Source organism: Mesorhizobium sp. U510 (assembly GCF_059180695.1).
This window is the reverse complement of record NZ_CP180532.1, coordinates 1,323,136-1,348,431: the sequence shown is the minus strand read 5'-3', so window position 1 is coordinate 1,348,431 and position 25,296 is coordinate 1,323,136. Positions and strand designations below refer to the sequence as shown.

Annotated in this window: 25 protein-coding genes; 14 read left to right on the top strand and 11 right to left on the bottom strand. The window is 64.6% G+C overall.

From position 1 onward, the window contains the following. Positions 1-148 precede the first annotated feature (148 nt). The 9 genes from ACLGL5_RS08610 (at position 149) to ACLGL5_RS08570 (ending at position 13,288) form a co-directional block, all read left to right on the top strand. Entirely contained in the window at positions 149-2,704 is a 2,556-nt protein-coding gene (locus ACLGL5_RS08610) for a sensor histidine kinase (protein ID WP_019862681.1), read from the top strand. 8 nt (positions 2,705-2,712) lie between these two features. Further along, positions 2,713-4,224, top strand: a complete 1,512-nt coding sequence (tsaE, locus tag ACLGL5_RS08605; RefSeq protein WP_069090783.1) for a tRNA (adenosine(37)-N6)-threonylcarbamoyltransferase complex ATPase subunit type 1 TsaE — start codon at positions 2,713-2,715, stop codon at positions 4,222-4,224. Further along, the gene (locus ACLGL5_RS08600; RefSeq protein ID WP_019862679.1) at positions 4,221-4,946 is read left to right on the top strand and encodes a nucleotidyltransferase family protein; all 726 of its coding nucleotides are present in this window, start codon (positions 4,221-4,223) and stop codon (positions 4,944-4,946) included. The genes tsaE and ACLGL5_RS08600 overlap by 4 nt, the downstream gene beginning before the upstream one ends. Beyond that, positions 4,943-8,077 carry a double-strand break repair protein AddB gene (gene addB, locus ACLGL5_RS08595; RefSeq protein WP_069090782.1) on the top strand — a complete coding sequence of 1,045 codons (3,135 nt, stop codon included), beginning with the start codon at positions 4,943-4,945 and terminating at the stop codon, positions 8,075-8,077. Before ACLGL5_RS08600 ends, addB begins: the two co-directional genes overlap by 4 nt. Continuing rightward, on the top strand, positions 8,074-11,586 hold the full coding sequence (addA, locus tag ACLGL5_RS08590) for a double-strand break repair helicase AddA (RefSeq protein ID WP_069090781.1): 3,513 nt from the start codon (positions 8,074-8,076) through the stop codon (positions 11,584-11,586). The genes addB and addA overlap by 4 nt, the downstream gene beginning before the upstream one ends. 77 nt (positions 11,587-11,663) lie before the next feature. Further along, complete coding sequence (gene trxA / locus ACLGL5_RS08585; RefSeq protein ID WP_010912931.1) at positions 11,664-11,987, top strand: thioredoxin; 324 nt, start codon at positions 11,664-11,666, stop codon at positions 11,985-11,987. Between the two features lie 265 nt (positions 11,988-12,252). Continuing rightward, the gene (locus tag ACLGL5_RS08580) at positions 12,253-12,534 is read left to right on the top strand and encodes a cupin domain-containing protein (RefSeq protein WP_019862676.1); all 282 of its coding nucleotides are present in this window, start codon (positions 12,253-12,255) and stop codon (positions 12,532-12,534) included. 95 nt (positions 12,535-12,629) lie between these two features. Next, a complete protein-coding gene (locus ACLGL5_RS08575; protein WP_083246519.1) occupies positions 12,630-12,878 on the top strand; it encodes a plasmid stabilization protein in 249 nt (82 codons plus the stop codon). Then, the gene (locus ACLGL5_RS08570) at positions 12,875-13,288 is read left to right on the top strand and encodes a type II toxin-antitoxin system VapC family toxin (protein ID WP_069090779.1); all 414 of its coding nucleotides are present in this window, start codon (positions 12,875-12,877) and stop codon (positions 13,286-13,288) included. The genes ACLGL5_RS08575 and ACLGL5_RS08570 overlap by 4 nt, the downstream gene beginning before the upstream one ends. 11 nt (positions 13,289-13,299) lie before the next feature. Here the strand turns inward: ACLGL5_RS08570 and ACLGL5_RS08565 are convergent, their stop codons facing one another. The 6 genes from ACLGL5_RS08565 to ACLGL5_RS08540 all read right to left on the bottom strand — a co-directional run bounded on the left by ACLGL5_RS08565 (position 13,300) and on the right by ACLGL5_RS08540 (position 19,095). Continuing rightward, positions 13,300-13,719, bottom strand: coding sequence for a VOC family protein (locus ACLGL5_RS08565; protein ID WP_069093247.1), 420 nt, complete (start codon positions 13,717-13,719; stop codon positions 13,300-13,302). Positions 13,720-13,746: 27 nt separating this feature from the next. Continuing rightward, positions 13,747-15,072, bottom strand: coding sequence for a bifunctional folylpolyglutamate synthase/dihydrofolate synthase (locus tag ACLGL5_RS08560; protein ID WP_027047649.1), 1,326 nt, complete (start codon positions 15,070-15,072; stop codon positions 13,747-13,749). Positions 15,073-15,250: 178 nt separating this feature from the next. Continuing rightward, positions 15,251-16,177 carry an acetyl-CoA carboxylase, carboxyltransferase subunit beta gene (accD, locus tag ACLGL5_RS08555; protein WP_069090778.1) on the bottom strand — a complete coding sequence of 309 codons (927 nt, stop codon included), beginning with the start codon at positions 16,175-16,177 and terminating at the stop codon, positions 15,251-15,253. A 48-nt stretch (positions 16,178-16,225) separates the two neighbouring features. Further along, a complete protein-coding gene (gene trpA / locus ACLGL5_RS08550) occupies positions 16,226-17,065 on the bottom strand; it encodes a tryptophan synthase subunit alpha (RefSeq protein WP_019862669.1) in 840 nt (279 codons plus the stop codon). 62 nt (positions 17,066-17,127) lie between these two features. Next, positions 17,128-18,348 carry a tryptophan synthase subunit beta gene (gene trpB / locus ACLGL5_RS08545; RefSeq protein WP_069090777.1) on the bottom strand — a complete coding sequence of 407 codons (1,221 nt, stop codon included), beginning with the start codon at positions 18,346-18,348 and terminating at the stop codon, positions 17,128-17,130. A gap of 87 nt (positions 18,349-18,435) precedes the next feature. After that, complete coding sequence (locus tag ACLGL5_RS08540) at positions 18,436-19,095, bottom strand: phosphoribosylanthranilate isomerase (RefSeq protein ID WP_019862667.1); 660 nt, start codon at positions 19,093-19,095, stop codon at positions 18,436-18,438. 121 nt (positions 19,096-19,216) lie between these two features. Between ACLGL5_RS08540 and ACLGL5_RS08535 the strand changes: the two genes are divergently transcribed. Beyond that, positions 19,217-19,435, top strand: coding sequence for a hypothetical protein (locus ACLGL5_RS08535; RefSeq protein WP_027047648.1), 219 nt, complete (start codon positions 19,217-19,219; stop codon positions 19,433-19,435). Here ACLGL5_RS08535 and ACLGL5_RS08530 read toward each other — a convergent pair whose 3' ends face one another. The 4 genes from ACLGL5_RS08530 to ACLGL5_RS08515 all read right to left on the bottom strand — a co-directional run bounded on the left by ACLGL5_RS08530 (position 19,436) and on the right by ACLGL5_RS08515 (position 22,808). After that, positions 19,436-20,194 carry a M48 family metallopeptidase gene (locus ACLGL5_RS08530; RefSeq protein ID WP_019862665.1) on the bottom strand — a complete coding sequence of 253 codons (759 nt, stop codon included), beginning with the start codon at positions 20,192-20,194 and terminating at the stop codon, positions 19,436-19,438. It lies immediately after the preceding gene. 98 nt (positions 20,195-20,292) lie between these two features. Beyond that, a complete protein-coding gene (locus ACLGL5_RS08525; RefSeq protein WP_027047647.1) occupies positions 20,293-20,775 on the bottom strand; it encodes a DUF2852 domain-containing protein in 483 nt (160 codons plus the stop codon). 117 nt (positions 20,776-20,892) lie between these two features. Beyond that, on the bottom strand, positions 20,893-22,035 hold the full coding sequence (locus tag ACLGL5_RS08520) for a benzoate/H(+) symporter BenE family transporter (RefSeq protein WP_081296163.1): 1,143 nt from the start codon (positions 22,033-22,035) through the stop codon (positions 20,893-20,895). A gap of 2 nt (positions 22,036-22,037) precedes the next feature. Then, positions 22,038-22,808 carry an alpha/beta hydrolase gene (locus ACLGL5_RS08515; protein ID WP_069090776.1) on the bottom strand — a complete coding sequence of 257 codons (771 nt, stop codon included), beginning with the start codon at positions 22,806-22,808 and terminating at the stop codon, positions 22,038-22,040. Positions 22,809-23,029: 221 nt separating this feature from the next. On the opposite strand from ACLGL5_RS08515, the gene infC reads away from it, so the two are divergent. Further along, complete coding sequence (gene infC, locus ACLGL5_RS08510) at positions 23,030-23,566, top strand: translation initiation factor IF-3 (protein WP_010912915.1); 537 nt, start codon at positions 23,030-23,032, stop codon at positions 23,564-23,566. 26 nt (positions 23,567-23,592) lie between these two features. On the opposite strand, the gene ACLGL5_RS08505 is transcribed toward infC, so the two are convergent. Beyond that, positions 23,593-23,718: a hypothetical protein gene (locus ACLGL5_RS08505; RefSeq protein ID WP_274609686.1), complete on the bottom strand. Its 126-nt coding sequence runs from the start codon at positions 23,716-23,718 to the stop codon at positions 23,593-23,595. Between the two features lie 68 nt (positions 23,719-23,786). Between ACLGL5_RS08505 and ACLGL5_RS08500 the strand changes: the two genes are divergently transcribed. The 3 genes from ACLGL5_RS08500 (at position 23,787) to rplT (ending at position 25,288) form a co-directional block, all read left to right on the top strand. Further along, complete coding sequence (locus tag ACLGL5_RS08500) at positions 23,787-24,413, top strand: methyltransferase family protein (protein WP_019862659.1); 627 nt, start codon at positions 23,787-23,789, stop codon at positions 24,411-24,413. A gap of 182 nt (positions 24,414-24,595) precedes the next feature. Next, positions 24,596-24,799, top strand: coding sequence for a 50S ribosomal protein L35 (gene rpmI, locus ACLGL5_RS08495; protein WP_006201248.1), 204 nt, complete (start codon positions 24,596-24,598; stop codon positions 24,797-24,799). An 87-nt stretch (positions 24,800-24,886) separates the two neighbouring features. Continuing rightward, a complete protein-coding gene (rplT, locus tag ACLGL5_RS08490; protein WP_006201247.1) occupies positions 24,887-25,288 on the top strand; it encodes a 50S ribosomal protein L20 in 402 nt (133 codons plus the stop codon). Positions 25,289-25,296: the final 8 nt, after the last annotated feature.

Here is a 25,296-nt window from a genome sequence, read left to right as displayed (position 1 = left end):
CCGGCCTTATTTTTGCGCGCGATCAGCCTTCACGGCGATTCGGCGAGGGTTTATTGTCAGGTGATTCGCGACGCTTCCGGCCCGAGAGGGGATCAGAGAGGCGCGTATCAGGGCGGTCTTGCATTCAGGCGGCGGAGAGGACCAAGACATGCCGGGGCAAAACCCGCACGGAGCGGGATCGGCCGTTTCCGGCGGCCATGACGATTCGGGGACCATAGGCTCGACCATTCAGGGCGGGCGCCTTTCATGGCGTGCCCGCATCGGTCTGTTCCTGACCAGTTCCGCGCTGGCCGGACCCTTGGCCAGTGCCGTGGCGCATGCCGAGAACGCCGCCGCGGCCACCGCCGGCCTGTCGATCAACACGGTCGAAGTCATGCAGCTTGCCGTGTTCGTCGGCGTGACGGGCGCGGCATTCCTGTCGGCCATCGTTCTCATCCGCGAACGGGCCCGCACTTCGGCGGAGAATGTCGAACTGAGAAGCCGCGTCGCCGACATCAATGCGGCACTGCGCCGTTCGGAAGCGCTGCTCAATCTGCGCGACCAGCGCGTGGTGGTCTGGGCCTCGGAGAACAAGAAGCCCGAACTCATCGGCACGTTGCCTGTCGAAAGCGGCGCGCCAGAGGAACGGGCGGCTTTCCTCGCTTTTGGCCGCTGGCTGATGCCGCGCTCGGCGGCGGCGCTCGAGCACGCCATCGCGGGCTTGCGCGAAAAGGCCAGGCCCTTCGACCTCGTCATCGAATCGCAAGCCGGCGCCCCGCTTGAAGTGCATGGCCGCAAGAGCGCCGCGCATATCCTCGTGCGGTTTGTCTCGCTTTCCGAGACACAGCGCAGCCAAGCCCGGCTGAAGATCGACAACCAGCGGCTGGCCGCCGACCATGACACGATGATCGGCCTGCTCGAAGCGCTGAAGATGCCGGCATGGTTGCGCGACGAGCACGGACGCCTGAAATGGGTCAACCGGGCCTATGCCGACGCGGTCGAAGCCGAAAGCGCGGAAGCCGCCGTCCGTGACGCCAAGGAATTCCTCGGCGGCCAGGCACGCGAGGCAATCGACGCCCAGCACAAGACGCATCCGGTCTTCGAGCAGTCGCTCTCCACCGTGATCGAAGGCGACCGCCGCGTCTTCGCGGTGACCGACTTCGCCGGCGCCGACGGTTCGGCCGGCCTTGCCGCCGACACCAGCGCCATCGAGACCATTCGCGGCGAATATGAGCGGACGGTGCGCAGCCACGCCGACACGCTCGACCAGCTCAACACCGCCGTCGCCATCTTCGACACAGACGAGAAGCTACGCTTCTTCAACCAGGCGTTCCAGAAACTTTGGGGCCTGGACAGCGGCTTCCTGCACAGCGCGCCCGACAATGCGCTTTTGCTCGACCGGTTACGCAGCGAAGGCAAGATCGCCGAGCAGCCCGAATGGCGCCGCTGGAAGGAAGGCCTGCTCGGCGCCTATCGCGCAGTGGAATCGCAGGAACATTGGTGGCATCTGCCCGACGGCAAGACCATCCGCGTCGTCGCCAATCCGCAGCCCAAGGGCGGCGTCACCTGGGTATTCGAGAACCTGACCGAGAAGATGGACCTGGAAAGCCGCTACCGCACCGCGGTGCGCGTCCAGGGCGAAACGCTCGACAATCTCGCCGAAGGCGTCGCGGTGTTCGGACCCGATGGCCGGCTGCGCCTGTCGAACCCGGCCTTTGCGACGCTCTGGGGATTGAGCGGCGAAGCCGCCAAGCCCAATGTTCACGTCTCCACGATACGCGACCTTTGCGACCGCCAGGCGGTCGACAGCCCCTGGCCCGGTTTCGTCGCCGCCATCACCGGTTTCGACGACGAACGCCGCGACCGGCACGGCCAGAGCGAGCTCAACAACGGCACCGTGCTGCGCTACGCCGTGATCCCGCTGCCCAATGGGCAAGTGATGATGACCTTCGTCGACGTCACCGACAGCGTGCATGTCGAACGTGCGCTGAAGGACAAGAACGAGGCATTGGAGAAGTCCGATCAGCTCAAGAACGACTTCGTCCAGCACGTGTCCTACGAACTGCGTTCGCCGCTGACCAACATCATCGGCTTCACCGAACTGCTTTCACTGCCCACCACCGGACCGCTGAATCAAAAGCAGCGCGAATATGTCGAGCACGTCAGTTCGTCCTCCTCGGTGCTGCTGACCATCGTCAACGACATACTCGACCTTGCGACCGTCGATGCCGGCATCATGCAGCTCGACATTTCCGAGGTGCATGTCGACCGCACCATCGCGGCCGCCGCGGAACTGGTTGCCGACCGGCTGCAGGAGCATTCGATCCGGCTCGAGGTCGATGCCGCTGCCGCGCCGAAGACGTTCCACGGCGACGAGACCCGCATCCGCCAGATCCTCTACAATCTGCTAAGCAACGCCGCCAATTACGCGCCGGAAGCCAGCACCATCCGGCTCGCCTGTCGCCATCTGGCGGATGGGGTGGAATTCTCCGTTCACGACGATGGGCCCGGCATGCCGCCTGACGTTTTGGACTCGGTGTTCCGCCGCTTCGAACCCCGCACCAATGGCGGCCGCCGGCGAGGCGCCGGCCTCGGCCTGTCGATCGTCAAGAGCTTTGTCGAACTGCATGGCGGCAATGTTCGCATCGAAACCGGCAAGGACAAGGGCACCACCGTCATCTGCACCTTCCCCGACATGCCGGGCATCCGCGCCGCAGCCGAGTAGCGCGCTCGATGACGGGACCTGTGCTGGAGCGTTTGCTCGCCGATGAGACACAGACAGCGCGGCTGGGCGAAGATCTGGCCCTGTCCCTGCGCGCCGGCGACGTGCTGGCGCTCAAAGGCGATCTCGGCGCCGGCAAATCGACACTTGCGCGGGCGTTGATCCGGGCGCTGGCCGATGATGCCAGCCTGGATGTGCCGAGCCCGACCTTCACCTTGGTGCAGAGCTACGACACGCGCATTCCGGTGCACCATTTCGACCTCTATCGCCTGGCCTCGGCAGCCGAGCTCGACGAACTCGGCTTCGACGAAGCGCTGACGCAAGGGGCTGCCCTGGTCGAATGGCCCGAGCGGGCGGAAGGCTATCTGCCGAAGACGACCCTCTCGATCGAACTCGTCCAGCATGGCGAGGGCCGGCTGGCGCGGCTGTCGGGGCAAGGCGCCGCCTTCGACCGCGCGGCGCGATCGCTGGCCATGCGCGATTTTCTGGAGAGGGCCGGCTGGGGCGACGCGCGGCGGCGCCATTTCATCGGCGACGCCTCGGCCCGTTCCTACGAGATCGTGACGCTCGCCGGCCAGGAGCCGCGCGTGCTGATGAACTCGCCGCGGCTGGTGCTCGGCCCCGCCGTGCGCGACGGCAAACCCTATGCGGTGATCGCCCACACCGCCCAGTCGATCTCCGCTTTCGTCGCCATCGACCGCGCCTTGAAGGCCGGCGGCGTCAGCGTTCCGCAAATCCATGCCGAGGACCAGGACCAGGGTTTCTTGCTGCTCGAACATCTCGGTTCCGAGGGGTTTCTCGGCAAGGACGGCGAGCCGGTGGCCGAGCGCTATGCGGCGGCAGCCGAGTTGTTGGCCATGATGCATGGCAAGACCTGGCCGCAGCGCCTGCAAGCCGGACCCGGCAGCTTCCACGAGGTGCCGCCCTTCGACCGCGACGCGATGATGATCGAAGCCGATCTTTTGGTCGACTGGTATGTGCCGGCGATATCGGGCGGCCCGCCAAGCGACGATCTGCGCTCGGGCTACGCCAGGGAATGGAACGCGCTTTTCGACCGGCTGCAGGGCAGCGAATACACGCTGATGCTGCGCGACTTTCATTCGCCCAACATCATCTGGCGCGACGACCGCGCCGGCCATGACCGGCTGGGCATCGTCGACTTCCAGGATGCGCTGATCGGGCCTTCAGCCTATGACGTCGCCTCGCTGGCCATGGATGCCCGTGTCACCCTATCGCCCGAAATCGAGAAGAAGACGCTCGATGCCTATGTCGCGGCGCGTCACGCGGCGGGGGCTTTCGACGAAGCGAGCTTCCTCGAAGCCTATGCAATCATGGCCGCGCAGCGCAATTCCAAGATCCTCGGCATTTTCGTGCGTCTCGAAAAGCGCGACGGCAAACCTTATTATCTGAAGCACCTGCCGCGCATCCGCGACTATCTGCGCCGGGCGCTGTCCCATCCGGCGCTTGCCAGCCTGCGGGAATTCTACAATACGCACGGGCTGCTCGAGGAACGAACACTGTGACAAGACCGGACACTGCCATCGTCCTTGCCGCCGGGCTCGGCAAGCGCATGCGGCCGATCACCGATACGATCCCCAAGCCGCTGGTCAGGATCGCCGGCAAGACCTTGCTCGACTGGGGGCTCGACAGCCTCGCCGCCGCCGGCGTCGCCAAGGCGGTGGTCAACGTCCACTATCTTCCCGAGCAGATCGTCGCCCATGTCGCGGCGCGCAGCGCTCCGCGGATCATCATTTCCGATGAGAGCGACCGGCTGCTCGATTCGGCCGGGGGCATCGTCAAGGCGCTGCCGGAACTCGGCCAACAACCCTTCTATATCCTCAATGCCGACACGTTCTGGATCGACCACGGTCCGCTAAATCTCGGGCGGCTTGCCCTTGCGTGGGACGCCGCGAAAATGGATATTCTGCTGATGCTGGCGGATCTCCATCAGGCGACAGGACATTGTGGCAGCACCGATTTCCTGGTGGCGCCGGACGGTGCCCTGCGGCGTTCAAAAGGCGATCCGGCGGGCTTGATCTATGCCGGCGCGGCGATCGTCCATCCGCGCCTGTTCAAGGATGCATCGGCCGAACCGCATTCGCTCAACGCCTATTTCGATACCGCCATCGCCGCCGGCCGGCTGTTCGGCATGCCGATGCACGGCCACTGGATCACCGTCGGCACGCCCGATGCCATTCCGCTGGCGGAAGAAGCCGTCGCCGGCGCGCTAACCGAGTCGCAATGAGCGGCTCGAGCCGCGTTTTCTCGATCCCCCCCGGAGCGCCGTTCCTGCCGACGCTGGCCGAGGCGCTGCTTGCCGGCCGCCTGGTTCCGGGATTTCGTTTCGACGGCGATCCGCTCGCGCTCGCCGATGTCACCATCTATGTGCCGACGCGTCGTGCCGCGCGCGCCTTGCGCGGTGTGTTCGTCGACAGTTTGAGGGCACGCGGCGGCGGCGGTTCGGCGATCCTGCCGGTCATCCGCCCGCTCGGCGAATTCGACGAGGACGAAGCCCTGTTCGAGGCCGAGCCTTCGGCGGCGATCGATCTCGCGCCGCCGATCTCGGCGACCGAACGCCTGTTGCTGCTGACGCCGCTGGTGCGGGCCTGGAAGCGCCGGCTGCCGGAACATGTGGCGAAGCTTTTCGCCGAGGAAATCGTCATCCCCGCGTCCACCGCCGACGCGATCTGGCTGGCGCGCGATCTTGCGGGGCTGATGGACGAGATCGAGACGGAAGGCACCGACTGGACCAAGCTCGCCGATCTGGTGACCGGCAACCTTGCCGGCTGGTGGCAGGTGACGCTCGAATTCCTCGGCATCGTCACTGACGCCTGGCCGAAATTCCTGAGCGAGAGCGACCGCTCCAATCCGGCCGCGCATCGCAGCGCGCTGATCCGCTCCGAAGCGGCCCGGCTGCGGCGCAATCCGCCGGCCGGACCGGTCATCGCCGCCGGCTCGACCGGCTCGATACCCGCCACGGCCGAACTGCTTGCCGCGATCTCCCGCCTGCCCGGCGGCGCCATCGTGCTGCCCGGTCTCGACCGGACGCTGGACGAAGCGTCCTTCCAGGCGCTTGTCGCCCCCGGCGCGCGCCCAGCCGTACTTGGCCACCCGCAATATGGCCTGGCCAGGCTGATCGGCAAGATCGGCGTGCTGCGCTCCGACGTCGAAGAACTCGGCACGGCCGAACCGCACCTTGCGCTTCGCGCCGCGCTTGTCGGCGAAGCGCTGCGGCCGGCCGAGACCACCGAATTGTGGGCCGAAACACGCAGCGGGTTTTCGGCATCCGATATTGCCGGCGCCTTTGCCGAGGTGACGCTGCTGGAAGCCGCCAGCGAGCGTGACGAAGCCGTCGCCATCGCCGTTGCGCTGAAGCAGGCCGTGGAAGCCCCCGGCCAAAGGGCCGCGCTCGTCACCGGTGACCGCGCGCTGGCGCGACGCGTCTCGGTCGAACTCAAGCGCTTCGGTGTCGTCGCCGACGATTCCGGCGGCACGCCGCTCGCCAACAGCCCGGCGGCCAGCCTGCTCCGCCTGGCGCTGGAAGCGGTGTTCCGGCCGGGCGATCCCGTCGGCCTCTTGTCCCTGCTCAAGCACCCACTGCTTGGCCTCGGCCTCGAGCGTGCTGCCGTGCGCCATGCGGCAGAACTGCTCGAACTGGTGGCGCTGCGCGGCGGTACCGGCCGCCCCGACATCGTTTCGCTGCCGAAATTGTTCGAAAACCGTCTTACCGGCCTCGGCGATGACAGCCGGCCGCCTTTCTGGTTTTCCCGTCTCACCGTGCGCTCCATCGAGGATGCGCGGAGTTTGCTCGCGCGACTGACGGAAGCGCTGGCGCCGCTTTCGGCCTTTCGCGGCCAGGCGAATGCCGATCTTGCCGCGCTGGTCCAGGCCAGCGTCGTGGCTTTGGAAAGTCTCGGCCGTTCCGCTGATGGCGGCCTGGGCGACCTCTATGCCGGCGATGCCGGTGAAAAGCTTGCCGAATTGCTGCGCGGGCTGGTCGCTGCTTCGGCCTCGCTGTCATTCGCGGCGAGCGAATGGCCCGATGTGATGGACGCGCTGATCGCGCCCGAGACGGTCAAGCCGGCGCAAGGCACCGACAGGAACATCGCCATCTGGGGTGCGCTGGAAGCGCGGCTGCAGGACGTCGACACGCTGGTCATCGGCGGGCTCAACGAAGGTGTCTGGCCGCGCAAGCCGGAGAGCGACCGCTTCATGTCGCGGCTGATGAAGACCGGCATCGATCTCGAACCGCCGGAGCGGCGCATCGGCCTTGCCGCGCATGATTTCCAGATGGCGATGGGCGCGAGACGCGTCGTTCTGGCCCGCTCGGCGCGTTCCGGCGACGCCCCCGCCGTGCCGTCGCGTTGGCTGCAGCGGCTGCTTACCTTCATCGGCAACGACCAGGCGGCAACCCTGCGCCGGCGTGGCGACGAGCTGCTCGCCTGGGCACGCGCGCTCGACACCGGCCCAAAACAGGATTTCGCGCCGCGGCCGCAACCGAAGCCGCCATTGGCGGTGCGCCCAACGCATTTCTCGGTCACCGAGATCGAGACCTTGCGCCGGGATCCCTACGCCGTCTATGCCAGACGCATCCTCGGCCTGATGCCGCTCGATGCGCTCATCCGTGATCCCGGTGCCGCCGAACGCGGCACGCTGTTCCACGCCATCCTGCATCTGTTCTCGTCTGAGGTTGCCGATCCGCGCGCACCCGACGCGCTGGCCGGTCTCATTGCCGCCGGCCGCGCCTGCTTTGCCGAAGCCGCCCTTCCGGCCGATGTCGAGGCGGTGTGGTGGCCGCGCTTCGAAAAGCTCGCCGCCAACATCGTCGAATGGGAGCGCACGCGCGCCGATGCCGTGACCCGGCGCCATGCCGAGGAGCGGGCCGGCAAGACCCCGGTCGGGCAATCCGGCGTGACGCTGTCCGGCTATGCCGACCGCGTCGATCTGCTGGCCGGCGGCATGGCCGATATTCTGGACTACAAGACGGGTTCTTCGCCCTCCAAGGCGCAGGCGCACACGCTGCTGGCGCCGCAACTGGCGCTGGAGGGCGCTCTGCTGCGGCGTGGCGCGTTCAAGGATCTGGGCGCGCGCGAGCCGTCGCAACTGGCCTTCATCAGGTTGAAGCCGAATGGCGAGGTGTTCGAGGAGTCCATCCTCGAGCACAACCGCCAGCCACGGACCGCCGCCGACCTTGCGGAAGAGGCCTGGGCGCGGCTGGAAAAGCTGCTGATCCATTATGCCGACCCGCAGACCGGCTATCTGTCGCGCGCGCTGCCGTTTCGCGAGGGCGAGACCGATGGCGACTACGACCATCTCGCCCGCGTGCTCGAATGGTCGGCCGGCGGCGATGCCGGCGACGAGGGAGGGGAGGCATGAAGAAGGCCTATCCCATCCCGAGCGATACCGCCAACAGCCAGGCCCGCGCCGCAGATCCGCAGAATTCGGCCTGGGTGTCGGCCAATGCCGGCTCCGGCAAGACCCATGTGCTGGCCCAGCGCGTCATCCGGCTGCTGCTCAACGGCACCGACCCGTCGAAGATCCTGTGCCTGACCTATACGCGCGCCGCCGCCGCCAATATGTCGAACCGGGTCTTTTCCACGCTGTCGGACTGGACGGTGCTCGGTGACACCGAGCTGGCCGCGAAGATCGAGGCGCTGGAAGGGCGCCGCCCAGACCGCGACACGATGCGCCGGGCGCGGCGCCTGTTCGCCGAGGCACTGGAGACGCCAGGCGGACTGAAGATCCAGACCATCCACGCCTTCTGTGAATCGGTGCTCCACCAGTTCCCGCTTGAAGCCAACATTCCGGCCCATTTCGAGATGCTCGACGGCCAGATGGAGGCATCGCTGTTCGCTGCCGCGCGCCGCGAGATGATCACCGGCACGGCTGCCGGCAACCCGGATCTGGCCGACGCCTTCGCCACCGTGCTGGAACGCGGCGGCGAGGCCGGTCTCGATGCCTTGCTCGGCGAGATCGTGCGCAAGCGCGACGGGTTGCGGCAGTTCCTCGATGCGGTCGGGCGTGACGGCTTCCAGCCTTTGTTCGATGAATTCCATTTCCGCCCTGGCCAGACCGCCGAAGGGATTGCGGCATCGGTCTGGCCGCTGCCCGGCTTCCTGCCCGACTATTTCACCGGCTTCGCCCAAGCCGCCGAATCCACCGACGCCAGGTCGGTGCTGAACAACATCCTGCCCTATGCGCGCCAGGCTTTTGCCGAGAGCGATCCCGTTCGCCGCCTGCAATCGCTCGCCAGAGCCTTTCTCAAGACCGATGGCGATCCGTACGATCCGGCGAAGGCCTTCAAGAAAGCCCTGACCGACCGGCTGCCGGACCTTGCCGAGCGCTATGTCTCGGCGGCAAGCGCCATTATAGAAACCGTCGACCGGCTGGCGCTGTTCCGCATGCTGGAAGGCACACGAGCGGCAATGACCATCGCCGACTGGCTGATCGCCCGCTACGAAGTGCTGAAGCGCAGCCGCGGCTTTCTCGACTTCAACGATCTGATCACCCGCACGGTCAACCTTCTGGCGCGGCCCGATGCCGGCCCCTGGGTGCAATACAAGCTCGACCAGGGCATCGACCACATTCTGCTCGACGAGGCGCAGGACACCAGCCCGGATCAATGGGAGGTGGTGAAGCGGCTGGCGGAGGAATTTTTCGCCGGGCTCGGCGCGCGCGACCGGGTCCACCGCACGGTCTTCGCCGTCGGTGACGAGAAGCAGTCGATCTATTCCTTCCAGGGAGCCGCGCCCGACTCGTTCGCCGACAGCCGGCTGTTGTTCGCCGGCCGGGTGCGCGATGCCGAGGCATCCTTCGCCGACCTCAAGCTGACCTGGTCGTTCCGTTCGACCGACGACGTTCTGGCCGCCGTCGACCGCGTCTTTGCCGATCCCGTCGTGCGGCGCGGCATCAGCCATGATCCCGATCCGTTGAGCCACAAGGCCATCCGCACCGATGCGCCGGGCTATGTCGAGGTCTGGCCGTCGATCGGCGCCGATGTCGTCGACGAGCCCGACGACTGGACGCAAGCCATCGACCACGCCCATGCGCCGGCGGTGCGCGTTGCCGAGAATGTCGCGGCGACCATTGCCGGCTGGATCGGCAAAAGCGAGATCATCGAAGGCCGCGGCAAGCGGCTGCGGCCGGGCGACGTGCTGGTGCTGGTGCGCAAACGCGACAGTTTTGTCCATGCGCTGACCCGCGCCTTGAAGCGCCGCGACATCCCGGTTGCCGGCGCCGACCGGCTGAGCCTACCCGGCCACATCGCGGTCAAGGACCTGATCGCGCTCGGTCATCTGCTGATCCAACCGCAGGACGACCTGTCGCTCGCGGCCGTGCTGCGCAGCCCGATCTTCGATCTGCCGGAGGAGGCACTGTTCACGCTCGCCGCGCAAAGGCCGCCCGGCCTGTCGCTGGCCGCGTCGCTGCGCCAGCATGCCGAAGAAAACGAGCGCCTGGCGAAGATTGTCGCGCAACTCGACGCCTGGGCTGACGAGGCCGCCTTCAAACCGGTGTTCGAACTCTATGCCGGCCTGCTGGCGCGTGATGGCGTGCGTAAAAGGATGATTGCGAGGCTTGGGCCGGAAGCCGGGGATATTCTCGACGAATTCCTGAGCTTCTGTCTTGCCGAGGAACGGACCGGCCTGCCCGGGCTGGAAGCCTTCCTGTCGACGCTGGAAAATGCCGGGCCCGAGATCAAGCGCGAGATGGACCAGACGCGCGACGAGGTTCGCGTCATGACCGTGCACGCCGCCAAGGGCCTGGAGGCGCCAGTGGTGTTCCTGGTCGATGGCGGTTCCGCTCCGTTCAGCGACCAGCATCTGCCGCGGCTGATGCCCTTCGACGGCTCAGGCACTTTCTGGTACGGCAAGGGCTATCTCTGGCGCTCGGCCAGCGACGTCGCCAACGGCTTCTCGAAGGCGGCAGCCGCCAGGGCAAGGGAACTCGCCGACGACGAGTACCGCCGGCTGCTCTATGTCGGCATGACCCGCGCCGAGGACCGGCTGATCGTCTGCGGCTATCACGGCAAGCGGGCGCCGAACACCGGCACCTGGCATTCGATCGTCAGCCGCGCGCTAACCGGCGCGCCGGAAAGCGAACAGCGCGCGCATCCCGCCGGCGGCGAGCCGGTGCATCGTTTCCACGTCACCAAGCTGCCGCCCGTCGCGGCGAGCGCCGATGAACAGGCGCGGCAGGCCGATGCTTTCGGTCCGCTGCCGGGGACCCTGTTCCGGCCCTTGCCGCCCTTCGAGGACCTGCCGCGGCCGCTGTCGCCATCCGGCGCCTCAGCGCTGATCGACGAAGGCAAGGAAGCGGTCGTCGACAAGGCTTCACCGGTGCTGGACGCCGATGCCGAGCCCGGCTTTGCCGTGCTGCGCGGTCTCGCCTTGCACAAGCTGCTGCAGATGCTGCCCGGCATTGCCGAGGGTGAACGCCAGGGCGCGGCCGAGCGTTATCTCGCGCGAACGGGTGCCGTGTGGCCGCCGTCGGAGAGGGAAAAGGCCATGGCATCGGTCATCGCCATCCTCGACGATCCACGCCTCGGCCAACTTTTCGCGCCCTCCTCGCGCGCCGAGGTGGCGGTCATGGGCAGCCTGCAAGTGAGGGGCAAAACACGCTCGATTTCCGGCAAGATCGACCGGCTGGCGGTGACCGCGGACACGGTGTCGATCGTCGACTACAAGACCAACCGGCCGGCGCCCGCTTCGCTGGCCGAAGTCCCGCCGGCCTATCTTTTGCAGTTGGCGCTTTATCGCGCCCTGCTGCAGCCGCTTTATCCTGGGCGCGAGGTCAAGGCGGCCCTTCTGTTCACCGAAGCGCCAAGGCTGATCGAGCTGCCGGCCCGGACCATGGATGACGCCCTTGCCCGACTCACAGGAGCGTGACACAAGACCTGCTTGAAGAAGGGCCAGATAACCACCACATTTGGTGCGACAAAGAACTCTCGAAAGGAATTTTCCGCATGGGTGCCACCGTCAAGGTCGACAAGAACAATTTCCAGGCTGACGTGCTCAACGCCAACGTACCGGTTGTGGTCGATTTCTGGGCGGAATGGTGCGGCCCCTGCAAGCAGATCGCGCCGTCGCTCGAAGACATCGCCACTGAACTCGGAGCCAAGATCAAGATCGCCAAGCTCAACATCGACGAGAATCCCGAGCTTGCCGCCCAATTTGGCGTGCGCTCGATCCCGACGCTGATGATCTTCAAGGGCGGTGAAGTGGCCGACATGAAGGTTGGTGCAGCGCCCAAGACCGCGCTGTCGCACTGGATCAATGGCAGCCTCTGATCCTCTCTGTTTAGACGCAATTCCGGACAGAAAACCGCTTCACACTTTTCTTGGAATTGCTTTGAAATTCCCGATATCAAGAGCCCGGCCATCGCGCCGGGCTTTTTGTTGGCGTCACCTACAGCGCCGCGCATCCTTGGATGCGCAGAGGACGCTGTAGCAGTTGGATGGCTCATGATCCTCTGGGTCATGCGCTGGGCGGCTCTGGCCCTCACATCAGGGCACGCCATGTCTTCTGCTGGGAACCAGAAACAGGGAGAGCGACATGACCGGATCCGCCAAGGCCACCGTCTTCATCGACAATGAGCGCGTCATCGTCACCGAGTACCGCTTCCAGCCCGGCGACAACACCGGCTGGCATCGCCATGGCCACGACTATGTTGTGGTGCCGCTGATGGACGGCAAGCTGAAGTTGGTGACCAAAGACGGCGAGACCTTCGCCGAGATGAAGAAAGGCGCGCCCTATTTCCGCAAGGAGGGTGTGGAACACGACGTCATCAGCGCCAATGACGGCGAATATGCTTTTATCGAGATCGAGTTGAAGTAAGCTGGCTCATCGCGCATGAGATGGCACGCCATCAAGTGCCATCTTGATGGCAGAGACGCGTAGGCTTATATTCCCTTTTCCAAAGGGAGTTTGAAATGGCCGAACCACAGCTCTCGGTCCGCAGCGCGAAGGCACGTGACCTGGCTCATAGGCTTGCTCGTCGCGAGAACCGCTCGATAGCCGACGTGGTCGAACGCGCGCTTGAATCCTACGAGATTCGAGAGGCTGGCCGCGAACCTGCTTCCATTTTCTATGCCAGCCTGACCGCAAACAGTGGCGTCGACATCGATCTGGAGAACGTTATTCGCGAGGGTCGCGAGGTTCATTCAGGAATTGAGCTTTGATTTTCGTCGATACCAACGTGATTTCGGAGTCTCTGAAGAAGACGCCGGATCCAGCCGTGCTGGCGTGGCTTGTGCGCAATGACGCCGAACTGGCGCTTCCCACGGTGACGATTGCTGAAGTCGCCTTCGGTATTCAAAAGATACGACCTGACGAGCGTGCGGATCGGCTGGAACAGGGACTTTCCCGATGGCGGCATCGATTTGCCGACCGGATTTTTGGACTGACGGAAGAGGCTGCCTTGGCTTACGGCGAGATCATGGGGGCCGCGACACACCAAGGTCGCGGCATGTCGGCTCCCGATGGCATGATCGCGGCGATAGCGCGCGTGAATGGAGGCCGGCTGGCAACCAGAAATCTCAACGACTTCGGCACCACCAGCCTGGACCTGATCTCACCATGGAATTTCTGAAGCATGGCTAGTCACCAGTCGGCGATACGGTCGCCGCCGATGAACTGCGCGCTTTTGGCGGTGTATTCGAACAGCTCGATCTTCACGCCGTTGGGATCGCGTATCCAGGCCTGAAAGGTGTCGTCGCAGGCATGCTTCTTGGCCGTGACGTCGACGCCCTTCGACTTGATGTGGGCGATCGCCGCGTCGATGTTTTCGACCTCAAGGCAGAAATGGTTGATCTGGTTGAGTTCGCTGTAAGTGGTGGCATCCTTCTGGAACACCTCGACGTGGCTGCGGCCGCCGCAATCGAGGTAGAAGCCGAAAATCTTGCCGTCGCGCAGGAAATTGAACCTTGTGTCCATGCCGAGCACGTCGCGGTAGAAACTGCGCGTCGCTTCCAGATCATGCGCGAAAATGCAGACATGGGCGAGCTGCTTCACCTTGATCATCACGGGCTCCTTGTGCAAGCCAGGCTCTCAGGTTGGCGGCGTGCCATTCTCGGCGAGCACCGAGCCGGCCAGATAGAGTGATCCGCCGATCAGGATGCGCGGCGCCGGGCCGTCCCAGGTGTCGCGCAGCAGCATCAGCGCGTTGGCGACGGAACTCACCGGCTCGGCCGTCAGCCCGGCTTCCGTGGCCCGGATCGCCAGCTCATCGTTCGGCACGCCGGCATCGCTCAGGCTCACCGGCACGGTGTAGACATGCCGGACGAGGCCCTTGAAGGCGCGGAAATAGCCGCTCTGGTCCTTGGTGTTGATCATGCCCGAAATGAGGAACAGCGGCCGCGGGTTCTTCTCTTCCTGTTCGGCCAGCGCCTCGGCGACGACCACGCCGGCGCCCGGATTGTGGCCGCCGTCGAGCCAGATGTCGGTGCCCTTCGGCGCCAGCTCCGTCAGCCGGCCTTGCATCAGCTTCTGCATCCGGCCGGGCCAGACGACATGGGTCATCGCCTTCTCGGCGGCGCGGTGGCTGATCTCGAAGCCCGCCGCCTTGACCGCGGCGATCGCGGCGGCCGCATTGGCGAACTGATGGCGCCCGGGCAGGCGCGGCGGCGGAAGGTCCATCAGGCCGTCCTCGTCCTGGTAGACCATGCGGCCGTTTTCCTCGAAGGCGAGGAAATCCTGGCCATAGACGAAGGTCGGGCACTCCAGCCGCTCGGCGGTCTCGATCAGCACCTGCAGCGCCGTCTCGCTTTCCTGCGCGCCGATCACCACTGGGCAGCCGCGCTTCATGATGCCGGCCTTTTCGGCAGCGATCAGTTCGACCCGGTCGCCGAGATAGGCTTCATGGTCCATCGACACCGGCATGATCACCGTCACGGCGGGCCGGGCAACAACATTGGTGGCGTCGAACCGGCCACCGAGGCCGACCTCGATGATGGCGGCTTCGGCCGGATGTTCGGAAAACAGGATGAAGGTGACGGCGGTGAGGATCTCGAAGACGGTGATCTTCTGGCCGTCATTGGCCTTGGCGACGCGGGCAATGGCCTCGGCGAAGGTCTCATCGTCGACGAGTTTGCCGCCGCCTTCGGCGGCCAGCCGGTAGCGCTCGGCCCAGTTCACCAGATGCGGCGAAGTGTGGACATGGACAAGGTGGCCGGCGGCTTCAAGCAGCGCGCGAGAAAAGGCGGCGCAGGAACCCTTGCCGTTGGTGCCGGCGATGTGGATGACCGGCGGCAGCAGATCCTGCGGACTGCCAAGCCGCTCCAAGAGCCGCGTGATGCGGTCGAGCGAAAGGTCGAAGCCTTTCGGGTGAAGCGCCATCAGGGCTTCGATTTCGCGGTCGGCGGCAAGCGTTGTCATGACAAAATCCCGGCGCATGGCCCAAGCACCAGAATCAATCCCGGAATGGCCATGGCAATCAAAAGGCTACAGCGCGCCATGGACATGGCGCAATCGCTGTTCGCGGCGGCCAAAGCCGCGTTATGCATGTCGTTTCCCAAAACCGAGGTCACTTTTGGGCGACGTGCACAGTGTCGTGTCAGGCCTGCGGCCTGGCTTCGGCGGCAACCACCGCGGGCGGCAGGATTTCCGGCTCCAGCGGCTTCTGCTCGCCTGGCATCTTGAGCAGCATCTTCAACAGCCGCGCTATCGTTTGGCGCATCTCCAGCCGCGATACCACCATGTCGACCATGCCGTGCTCCATCAGATATTCGGAGCGCTGGAAGCCGTCCGGCAGTTTCTCCCGGATGGTCTGTTCAATGACGCGCGGCCCGGCAAAGCCAATCAGCGCGCCCGGTTCGGCGATATGCACGTCGCCCAGCATGGCATAGGAGGCGGTGACGCCGCCGGTGGTCGGGTTGGTCAGCACGACGATATAGGGAAGGCCGGCTTCCTTCAGCCTGTCGACGCCGACCGTGGTGCGCGGCAATTGCATAAGGGACAAAATACCTTCCTGCATGCGGGCACCGCCAGAAGCGGCGAACAGGACCAGCGGCCGCTTGCGCTGCAGCGCAACTTCGAAAGCGTGCACGATGGCGTCGCCCGCCGCCATGCCGAGCGAGCCGCCCATGAAGGCGAAATCCTGCACCGTCACCACCACCGGCAGGCCCTCGATGGTGCCCAGCGCGTTGACGATGGCGTCTTCCAGCCCGGTCTTGGCCTTGGCGTCCTTCAGCCGGTCGGTGTAGCGCTTCTCGTCGCGGAACTTCAGCGGATCCAGCATGACCTTGGGGTTTTCGAGCTGCTCGTACTTGCCGTCGTCGAGGAAGTATTTCAGCCGCTCCTTGGCCGAGATCTTCATGTGATGGCCGGAAGACGGGATGACGAACTGATTGGATTCCAGATCCTTGTGGAACACCATTTCGCCGGTCTCGGGATCCTTGATCCAGAGATTCTCGGGCATGTCGGTGCGCCGGCCGAGCATCGAATTGATCTTCGGGCGAACGTAATTGGTGATCCAGTTCATCGCTTCGGCTCCTGTCCTGACGAAGAGTTGGCTAAAGACGTAGGAAAACTATTCGGCGGCAGCAAGGCGGGCCGAGCGCACGCCTTGCGCCAGGCCGCTGACCAGCGTGGCGACGGCCTCGGCCGGGTCGGCGGTCTTTTCGCCCTTCGGCCCCAGCACATTGGCGACCGCATTGACGATCGCCGTGCCAACGACGACGCCATCGGCATTGGCGCCGATGACACGCGCCTGTTCGGCGGTCTTGACGCCGAAGCCGACGCAGACCGGCAGGTCTGTGTGGCCCTTGATGCGCGTGACGGCGGCGGCCACCTTGCCGGTGTCGGCCAGCGCCGAACCGGTGATGCCGGTCATCGAGACGTAGTAGACGAAGCCGGAGGTGTTCTGCAGCACTTTCGGCAGGCGCTTGTCGTCGGTGGTTGGCGTCGCCAGGCGGATGAAGTTGATGCCGGCCTTCAGCGCCGGAATGCAGAGTTCCTCGTCCATTTCCGGCGGCAGGTCGACGACGATCAGCCCGTCGATGCCGCTGGCCAGCGCGTCTTTCAGGAAGCGATCGACGCCATAGATGTAGATCGGGTTGTAGTAGCCCATCAGCACGATCGGCGTTTCATTGTCGCCGGCGCGGAACTCGGACGCCATCTTCAGCGTCTTGACCAGCGTCTGGCCGCCTTTCAGCGCCCGCAGGCCCGCCGCCTGGATCGCCGGACCGTCGGCCATCGGGTCGGAAAACGGCATGCCGAGCTCGATGATGTCGGAGCCGGCGCCGGGCAGCGCCTTCATAATCGACAGCGAGGTGTCGTAGTCGGGGTCGCCGCCCATGAAATAGGTGACGAGTGCCGGGCGGCCTTCGGTCTTGAGCTTCGCCATGCGGCGGTCGATGCGGGTCGTCATGTGTGGCCCTTTGGACGAATTTTGCTCATAATCAACTCCCAAGTCGAAACTGTTCAAAGGGCCTAGATCTCCATGCCCAGCATCGAGGCCACCGTGTGCACGTCCTTGTCGCCACGGCCGGACAGGTTGACGATGACGATCTGGTCCTTGTCCATGGCAGGCACGATCTTCACCGCGTGCGCGATCGCGTGCGCCGATTCCAGCGCCGGGATGATGCCTTCGACGCGCGTCGTCAGCTTGAAGGCTTCCAGCGCCTCGTCATCGAGGATCGGCACATATTCGACGCGGCCGGTATCGCGCAGCCAGGAATGTTCCGGGCCGACGCCGGGATAGTCGAGACCGGCCGAGATCGAATGGCCGTCCATGATCTGGCCGTCGGCGTTCTGCAGGAGATAGGTGCGGTTGCCATGCAGCACGCCGGGCGAGCCGGCATTCATCGAGGCGCAATGCTCGATGCCGTCGAGACCACGTCCGCCTGCTTCGATGCCGATGATGCGCACATCCTTGTCGTCGAGGAAGGGATGGAACAGGCCGATGGCATTCGAGCCGCCGCCGACGGCGGCGATGATGGTGTCGGGCAGCCGGCCTTCCCGTTCGAGGATCTGCGCGCGCGCCTCGGTGCCGATTACCGACTGGAAGTCGCGCACCAGTTCCGGATAGGGATGCGGGCCGGCGGCGGTGCCGATCAGGTAATAGGTGTCGTCGACATTGGTGACCCAATCACGAAGGGCTTCGTTCATGGCATCCTTCAGCGTGCCGTGGCCGGCGGTGACCGGCCGCACTTCGGCGCCGAGCAGCTTCATGCGGAACACGTTCGGGCTCTGCCGGGCGACGTCGGTGGCGCCCATATAGACGACGCAGGGATAGCCGAAGCGGGCGGCGACGGTGGCGGACGCCACGCCATGCTGGCCGGCACCGGTCTCGGCGATGATGCGCTTCTTGCCCATGCGCTTGGCCAGCAGGATCTGGCCGAGGCAGTTGTTGATCTTGTGCGACCCGGTGTGGTTCAGGTCCTCGCGCTTGAAATAGACTTTTGCGCCGCCGAGATGCTTCGTAAGACCCTCGGCGAAATAGAGCTTCGACGGGCGCCCGGCATAGTGGGTCGAAAGATCGGTGAGCTCAGCCCTGAAATCCGGATCGTTCTTGACCTCGTTCCAGTGCCTCTCCAGGTCGAGGATCAGCGGCATCAGCGTTTCGGCGACGAAGCGGCCGCCGAAAATGCCGAACATGCCCTGCTCGTCAGGTCCGGTGCGGAAGGAATTGGGTGTCGCCGGCTGGTCCATCGCCGATCTCCTGGTCTCGATGTGGGAGCATGTCCTTGTCGGAAAACCGGTTACCACTTTTCCGGGGCATGCTCAGGTTTGAGCCGGTCAGGCGGCGCGGTTGTCGCGCGCTGCCCTGACGGCCCGGAAAAACTGTTCGATCAACGCCGGGTCCTTGACGCCCGGCGCGCTTTCGACGCCTGAGGAAATGTCTATTCCGGGCGGGTTCGCAAGCCGAAGGGCATCGCCGATGTTGGCGGCGTTGAGCCCACCGGAAAGCATGTAATCGACGCCGGCGTCAAGGCCGGCGAGGATGCGCCAGTCGAAGGCCACGCCATTGCCGCCCGGCAACTCGGAGCCCTTTGGCGGCTTGGCGTCGAACAGGAAGCGGTCGGCGACGCCGATGAATGGCTTGATCCGGTCGAGATCGGCCGCCTCGCTGAGTGGCAACGCCTTCATCACCGGCAAGCCATAGCGAGCTTTCAGTTCAGCCACCCGTTCGGGGTGTTCGGAGCCGTGCAACTGCAACATGTCGGGCTGCATGGCCGTGACGATTGCGTCCAGGAAGGCGTCGCTGGCGTCGACCGCGACAGCAACCGCCAAGGCCTTGCCGCGCGCGGCTTCGCGCAGGCGGCCGGCTTCAGCCGGCTCGACATAGCGAGGGCTTTTCGCGAAGAAAATAAAGCCGACATGGCTGGCACCGCCGGCGAGCGCCGCGGCCATTGCCTGGTCGGTCTTCAAGCCGCAGATTTTGATGTCGAGCGCCATGGCGCGGGAATTGGCATGAAATCGAGCCAGAGTCGAGAAAAAGCATACTGTTTGCCGGCAAGGCCAAAGGCGCTACCTATTGATGGACGGGATTATCAGCATGCCGGGCGGGAGAACGATCATGGCCGACAGAACGGTTGCCGAACTGAAGCAGAAGATCGCGCAGGCGCGCGAAGTCATCGCCCATCTGATGGACAAGGCCGCCTTCAACGGCGCCGAGGCGCATCGCGCGCTCGACTATTTCGGCAGCGATGAATTCGACCGGAATTTCCTACCGTGGCCGCATCATGGCGATGAGGGGCTGCGGCCGGAGGAACTCAACGCCGCGAATGACGACTGACTACTCGAACACGATCGCCTGCAGCGCACCGCCGTTGCGCTTCAGCCAGTCCTTGCAGCGGTCGGTGTCGGGGCAGAGTTTTTCGCACAATTTCCAGAATTTCGGGCCGTGGTTCATCTCCTTGAGATGCGCGACCTCGTGCGCCACGAGGTAGTTTATCACAGGCTGCGGCGCCATCATGATGCGCCAGGAGAAGGAGAGATTGCCTTCCGAGGTGCAGGAACCCCAGCGGCTGGAGGTGTCCTTGTAGCGGATCGCCTTGGCGCGCTTGCCGAGCGCCTCGGTGTGTTTGACCACCAGCTTCTCGATCTCCTTCTTGGCCTCGCGCTTCAGGAAGTCGGCGATGCGGCGCGGCAGGTGCACACGGTCACCATGCACGATCAGCAGCGGGCCGCGCTCGTCACGCGATACCGTCACGGTGCCGCGCTTTGACGGTTCGTGGACGATGCGGTGCGCCACGCCCCGGATCGGGATCTTGATGCCCGGCCGCACCTGTGGCCGCGTCGGCACTTTTGCTAGCCGCTGCTCCAGCCAGTCCTGATGGCGGTCGAGGAACCTGTCCACCTCGCCACGCCGCAGGCCGGGCGGCACGGTGATGCGTAGGCCCTGGCCGCCGGAATCGATGCGCAGCGTCAGGCGCCGAGCCCGGGCGCTCTCGACGATCTTGAGCGGCAGCGTGCGGCCGGCGACGCAATATTCGCGCTCCACGACTGGCGTGGCCTTGGGCTTCGTCAGATTGCGGAAGAATCCGATGGTCATGGCGAGACGATACGCGATTCGAGAAAAACGACTAGAACAAAAAAGAAACGGCGCCGCTCGCGCGACGCCGTCATCGTACCTTGGCTCGTCGCAAAGCCTCAGTCGTCAAGCAGGTTCGAGCCCTTGCCGCGCTTGGTCGGGGTCGTGCCGGTGCTCGGATCGGTCTTCGCCGGCGCGGTCGACTTGTTGCGCTTCGCCATGAAGCGATCGAACTCGTCCTGATCCTTGGCGCGACGCAGTTCGCGGGCATAGTCGTCGAACTCGGTCAGCATGTCGTCGAGCTTGCGCCGCTCCTCGGCGAGGCGCTCAAGCTCCTTTTCGCGCCAGTCGTCGAAAGCGACGTTGCCGGTGCGGGCGGAGCCATTGCCCCAGCGCGCGGCCTTGTCGGAACCGCGGCGGCAGCCGGCGAAGATGCCGTCCGTCGCACGGTTGACGTCACGCTTGAAGCCGTCGAGCCGGTCGCCCCAGATGATGTAGGCGAGCATGGCGAAGCCGAGCGGCCAGAACACCATGAAGCCGATCACCATCAACGCGATGGTTGCCGGCGTCCAGGCCGGGCGGATCAATGCAGATGTGTTCATTTTCTCCCATTCCTTCGGTTGGAGACAGCCAAGACCGGCTGCGTGGAATCGAAATGGGAAGGCAAAAACGGCGATTCAAGACAATGTCCGCCAAAACCGGACAAGGGTCTGAAATGATTATCGCTTTTTGAGCCTGTCGAGGAAAAGCACGACCAGCCCGGCGATCAGCCCCCAGAATGCCGCGCCAACACCGAACAGGGTCAGCCCCGAAGCGGTGACGACAAAGGTGACGGTGGCGGCCATGCGATCGCCTTCGTCCTTCAGCGCGATCGCCAGCGCGTTGGCCAGCGAGGCCATCAGCGCCAGGCCCGCCACCAGCACGATCAGGCTCTGCGGCAGGACGGCGAAGATCGCCACCAGCGAGGCGCCGAAAATCGCGAAGATGAGATAGGCGACCGCATAAAACGGGCCGGTCTTCCAGCGCTCGGCGGGGTCGGGATGTACGTCCGGCCCGGTGCAGATCGCCGCCGAAATCGCAGCCAGATTCGTCGTCGAGCCACCGAATGGCGCCGACAACAGCGAAAACAGGCCGGTGACGCCGATCAACGGGCCGGGCTCCGGGTGGTAGCCGGCGGCGCGCAGCACGGCCAGCCCCGACAGGTTCTGCGAGGCCATGGTGACGAGATAGAGCGGCAGCGCCAGGCCGATCATCGCCTTGGCGGTGAAATCAGGTGAAATCAGCGTCAGCGTCGACAGTTCGGGTGTCGGCAGGCCGCCGACACGGCCGGTGAGAAATGCGGCGAGACCGCCGCCGACCAGCACCGACAGCACCGACAGCGCCGGGTGGAACACGCGGATCAAGAAGAAGGCCGCGATCAGCGGCAGGATCAGCCAGGGGTCGACGGGAACGGTCTTGACCGCATTGAGGGCGAAGGTGACGACGATGCCGGCGAGCATGCCTGAAGCGACGGAGGGCGGTATCCTGGAGATCAATTGCGTCAACGGCCGGAACAGGCCGGTGGCGATCAACAGGATGGCGGTGGCGATGAAGGCGGCGACGGCCTCGCCGATCGAAAAGCCCGTCGACGCCGCCATCAGCGCCAGGCCTGGCGTCGACCAAGCGGTAATGACAGGCATTTTCGTGCGCCAGGACAGCCACAGGCTCTCGATCGCCATGGCCAGGCAAATGGCCGTCACCCAACTCGCCGTCTGAATTTGCGTGGCGCCGACCGCGTGGGCGGCGGCAATGACGATGGCCAGCGTACCGCCAAAGCCGACGATTGCCGCGACGAAGGCCGAGATCGGAATGGAAAGGCGCATCGTCACTTGCCCCGCCCGGCCATGTCGCCGACCGCGCGCACCAGCATGTCGAGGTCCTGCGGCCGCGACAGGCGGTGATCGCCGTCGGGAATCAGCGACAGCGTGACATCATCGGCCGGCAGCAGGCTGACCAGCTTCAGAGCGTGGCTCGACGGTACGTCCGGATCGGCCAGCCCCTGCAGGATGTGGACCGGGCAATGCGTGTCGATCGGCCCAGTCATCACCCGGTTGGCGCGCCCGTCCTCGATCAAAGCGCGGGTATAGATGTAAGGCTCCGTGGAATAGTCCGACGGCTCGGCGAAGAATCCCTTCTCAGCGAGGGCGCGCTTCTGCGCTTTGGTCAGCACGGGCTCGACCAGCTCGGAGGTAAAATCCGGCGCCGGTGCCAGCAGCACCAGGCCGACGACGCTTGCGTCGCCCGCCTTACGCAATTCCTGCACCATGCGCAGCGCGATCCAGGCGCCCATCGACGAGCCGACCAGGATCTGATTGCCCCTGGCAAACTTCCGGAACACGGCAAGGCTCTGCGAAAGCCATGTCGAAATCGTGCCGTCGGCAAAGGCGCCGCCGGATTCGCCGTGGCCGGAATAGTCATGGCGCAGGAAGGCGCGACCCTCTTTCGCCGCCCAGTCCGACAGGGTCTGCGCCTTCGTGCCCAGCATGTCCGACTTGTAGCCGCCGAGCCAGACGATACCGGGCGTCGAACCCGCATTATGGCGCACCGCGATGCGCGATCCATCGACATCGAGAAAGCTCGGGGGCGTGACGGTCATGGCTTTTTCCTCAGGCCCCTCTTCTGGCTCGGGGTTCTTGTGGCACAGCCACGGGCGTGGCGAAAAGTGCTCGCGCCGTTTCTTTGTTTGGTGCAGGCGGTGATCAGGGTGATTTTCTATCAATGCTGTGCTATTGACTCCGCCCGCGCGCTCACCACATTGGCGCGTCCACGCATCAAGACTGACAAATCCTGAACGAAACGGCCAAGGAGACCACGACCATTCGCAGACCTTTCAAAGCAGCGGCGCCGACCAAGGATGGGCCGCGCTCCAACCGTGACATCCGGGTTCCCCGGGTCCAGCTTATCGACGCCGAAGGCCAGAACCGCGGCGATGTTTCCATCAACGACGCATTGCTGCTCGCCGAAGAGGCGGGGCTCGATCTCGTTGAGATATCGCCCAATGCGGTGCCGCCCGTCGTAAAGATCCTCGATCTCGGCAAGTTGAAATACGCCAACCAGAAGAAGGCGGCCGAGGCGCGCAAGAATCAGAAGGTCATCGAGATCAAGGAGATCAAGATGCGCCCGAACATCGACAGCCATGACTACGAGACCAAGATGAAGGCGGTTCGCCGCTTCTTCGAGGAGGGCGACAAGGTCAAGCTGACGCTGCGCTTCCGCGGCCGCGAGATGGCGCATATGGAGCTCGGCATGCAGCTTCTGAACAAGGTGCGCGAGGAAGTGGCGACCATCGCCAAGGTCGAGGCGGAGCCGAAGCTCGAAGGCCGTCAGATGATGATGGTTCTGGCGCCACGCTAAGGTGTGCTGAATATCAACACCTGAGATCACGATAAAGTCAGGCGTGACCAGCGCTCCAAATCCGCCTGAATTGTCTTGCAGAGCGTCCCGGCGATCGGCGGGACGCCTGTTTCTCGGCTAAAGCTGCGATCGCCGGCTTTGTATTTATGCATGTCGTCCTCCCAAAACCGGGGCCACTTTTGGGCGACATGCAATAGCTCCTCGACGATCGGATATCCCCTTGGACAACGAACTCAAATACGGGCTGGGCAATTACCAGCAGATGCGTCGGCTGGTGCTTGCCGTGCTCGTGGTGGTGCTGTTTCTGGCGCTGCTGTTCGGTCAATCGACCTTCCCGCCCGACACGCCGGTGCATGAAACAATCGAGATGTTCGGCGTGCTCCTGATTTTCCTCGGCATCGTCGGCCGCCTTTGGGCGACGCTCTATATAGGCGGGCGCAAATCCTCCGAGGTGGTGACGGGCGGGCCCTACTCGATCACCCGCAACCCGCTCTACGTGTTCTCGACGGTGGCCGCGGCCGGGGTCGGCGCACAAATCGGCTCGTTCTCGGGCATCATCCTGTTCGCACTGCTGTGCGCCGGCGCCTTCCACATCGTCATCCTGCGCGAGGAGAAATTCCTTAGGGAAGCGCTCGGTGCGCCCTATCAGGCCTATCTGGACAAGGTGCCGCGTTTCTTCCCGAAGCTTTCCCTCTACCAGGAGGGCGACACCGGCAGCTTCAAGCCACGCCTGCTGTTGACCACGCTGCTCGACGGCCTGGTGTTCCTGATCGCCCTGCCGGCCTTCGAACTGATCGACGGCGCGCAGCAGTCGGGCATGCTGCCTGTGTGGTTCACGCTGCCCTGAGCGGGGACACAGCGTCGCACGGCTTCAGGTGTTGCGCACAGGCCGTCTTTGACGTATAGGACCGCCGTTCAAGAAAACCGCCCGGCAGGGCATGCCGTGGCGGTTTCATTTGCTTTTCGGGCTTTGGTCGGCCCGGAGCGAACAAGAAGCGCGATAGTGCGCCAACAATACGGAGTAGCAAAATGCCCAAGATGAAGACCAAGTCGGCCGCCAAGAAGCGGTTCAAGATCACAGGTACGGGTAAAGTCCTGTCGGCTGCGGCCGGCAAGCGTCACGGCATGATCAAGCGTTCCAACAAGTTCATTCGAAATGCCCGCGGCACGATGGTTCTGGCTGAACCGGATGGCAAGAAGGTCATCAAGAATTTTCTGCCGAACGGCCTCTAAGGCATTCGGTCCGGACACGCAGTAGTTTTACGCAATTCCGAACGGAAAGCCGCAGGCACCTGGAATTGCTTTTAAGGAGATCATGACATGGCACGCGTAAAGAGAGGCGTCACCTCGCACGCCAAGCACAAGAAGGTCCTGAAAGCCGCCAAGGGCTTCTACGGCCGTCGCAAGAACACCATCCGCATCGCCAAGCAGGCGGTGGAAAAGTCGCTGCAGTACGCCTACCGCGACCGCAAGAACCGCAAGCGCTCGTTCCGCGCGCTGTGGATCCAGCGCATCAATGCCGCGACCCACGAGCATGGCCTGACCTATGGCCGCTTCATCGATGGCTTGAACAAGGCCGGAATCGAGATCGATCGCAAGATCCTGTCCGACATGGCCATCCATGAGCCGCAGGCTTTCGCCGCGCTCGTGGCCAAGGCCAAGGTCGCGCTCGAATATCTGAAGAACACCACGCCGAACGCTTTTGAAAGCGCTGTCGCCTAAGACCAGCG

Coding starts and splice junctions, on each gene's coding strand:
- ACLGL5_RS08610 (WP_019862681.1), top strand. CDS start 149: ATGCCGGGGCAAAACCCGCACGGAGCGGGATCGGCCGTTTCCGGCGGC.
- tsaE (WP_069090783.1), top strand. CDS start 2,713: ATGACGGGACCTGTGCTGGAGCGTTTGCTCGCCGATGAGACACAGACA.
- addB (WP_069090782.1), top strand. CDS start 4,943: ATGAGCGGCTCGAGCCGCGTTTTCTCGATCCCCCCCGGAGCGCCGTTC.
- addA (WP_069090781.1), top strand. CDS start 8,074: ATGAAGAAGGCCTATCCCATCCCGAGCGATACCGCCAACAGCCAGGCC.
- trxA (WP_010912931.1), top strand. CDS start 11,664: ATGGGTGCCACCGTCAAGGTCGACAAGAACAATTTCCAGGCTGACGTG.
- ACLGL5_RS08580 (WP_019862676.1), top strand. CDS start 12,253: ATGACCGGATCCGCCAAGGCCACCGTCTTCATCGACAATGAGCGCGTC.
- ACLGL5_RS08575 (WP_083246519.1), top strand. CDS start 12,630: ATGGCCGAACCACAGCTCTCGGTCCGCAGCGCGAAGGCACGTGACCTG.
- ACLGL5_RS08565 (WP_069093247.1), bottom strand. CDS start 13,719: ATGATCAAGGTGAAGCAGCTCGCCCATGTCTGCATTTTCGCGCATGAT.
- ACLGL5_RS08560 (WP_027047649.1), bottom strand. CDS start 15,072: ATGACAACGCTTGCCGCCGACCGCGAAATCGAAGCCCTGATGGCGCTT.
- accD (WP_069090778.1), bottom strand. CDS start 16,177: ATGAACTGGATCACCAATTACGTTCGCCCGAAGATCAATTCGATGCTC.
- trpA (WP_019862669.1), bottom strand. CDS start 17,065: ATGACGACCCGCATCGACCGCCGCATGGCGAAGCTCAAGACCGAAGGC.
- trpB (WP_069090777.1), bottom strand. CDS start 18,348: ATGGACCAGCCGGCGACACCCAATTCCTTCCGCACCGGACCTGACGAG.
- ACLGL5_RS08540 (WP_019862667.1), bottom strand. CDS start 19,095: ATGGCGCTCGACATCAAAATCTGCGGCTTGAAGACCGACCAGGCAATG.
- ACLGL5_RS08535 (WP_027047648.1), top strand. CDS start 19,217: ATGGCCGACAGAACGGTTGCCGAACTGAAGCAGAAGATCGCGCAGGCG.
- ACLGL5_RS08530 (WP_019862665.1), bottom strand. CDS start 20,194: ATGACCATCGGATTCTTCCGCAATCTGACGAAGCCCAAGGCCACGCCA.
- ACLGL5_RS08525 (WP_027047647.1), bottom strand. CDS start 20,775: ATGAACACATCTGCATTGATCCGCCCGGCCTGGACGCCGGCAACCATC.
- ACLGL5_RS08520 (WP_081296163.1), bottom strand. CDS start 22,035: ATGCGCCTTTCCATTCCGATCTCGGCCTTCGTCGCGGCAATCGTCGGC.
- ACLGL5_RS08515 (WP_069090776.1), bottom strand. CDS start 22,808: ATGACCGTCACGCCCCCGAGCTTTCTCGATGTCGATGGATCGCGCATC.
- ACLGL5_RS08505 (WP_274609686.1), bottom strand. CDS start 23,718: ATGCATAAATACAAAGCCGGCGATCGCAGCTTTAGCCGAGAAACAGGC.
- rpmI (WP_006201248.1), top strand. CDS start 24,596: ATGCCCAAGATGAAGACCAAGTCGGCCGCCAAGAAGCGGTTCAAGATC.
- rplT (WP_006201247.1), top strand. CDS start 24,887: ATGGCACGCGTAAAGAGAGGCGTCACCTCGCACGCCAAGCACAAGAAG.